The organism is Coxiella endosymbiont of Ornithodoros maritimus, from assembly GCF_907164965.1.
Classification (GTDB): Bacteria; Pseudomonadota; Gammaproteobacteria; order Coxiellales; family Coxiellaceae; genus Coxiella.
Genome location: NZ_CAJRAM010000043.1, coordinates 1 through 564, shown reverse-complemented (window position 1 = coordinate 564; position 564 = coordinate 1). Strand labels below are relative to the sequence as shown.

The window sequence follows — 564 nt, the reverse complement described above, 5'->3', positions numbered from 1 at the left end:
TAAGCCGGGCTAGGTTTTGGCTCAGGAATTTTTACTGATCTGTAACGGTCATTTACATGCAAAACACCTTCAAAATTGAAATTATCCAACGATCAAAAACAAACCATGCTCGTGTAACGAAAATAACCACACCCCATGGCGAGGTGGTCACCCCCGCTTTTATGCCAGTGGGAACTCGGGCATTCGCTAACCATTTAACGCCGTACGATTTGGTGGCTGCACACAGTCAAATTATTTTGGGCGGGAACACCTATCACATGTTAGTCGCTCCGGGCTTGGAAGTGATTCAAGCGGTGGGGGGAATGCACGCGTTTATGGGATGGGATAAGCCGATGCTGACGGATAGTGGGGGGTTTCAAGCTTTTAGTCTGTCCAAAAACCGGCAAATTTGTACCCTTGATAAGGAAGGAGCCCACTTTAAATACCCCGCAACGGGGAAACTCATCCATTTAACCCCAAAATCCTCTATTGATGCTCAAAAAGCGATTGGTGCTGACATTATAATGGCTTTCGATGAATGTACCCCAGAAAATGGCGGTCGCAAAGCTGCCCTAGATGCCTTGC

Annotated in this window: 1 protein-coding gene; it reads left to right on the top strand. The window is 47.2% G+C overall.

The features are described from left to right. Positions 1 to 56: 56 nt before the first annotated feature. Positions 57 to 564, top strand: a 508-nt coding sequence (locus OWO34_RS04925; RefSeq protein WP_267256751.1) for a tRNA-ribosyltransferase family protein, incomplete at its 3' end; no start/stop codon positions are given.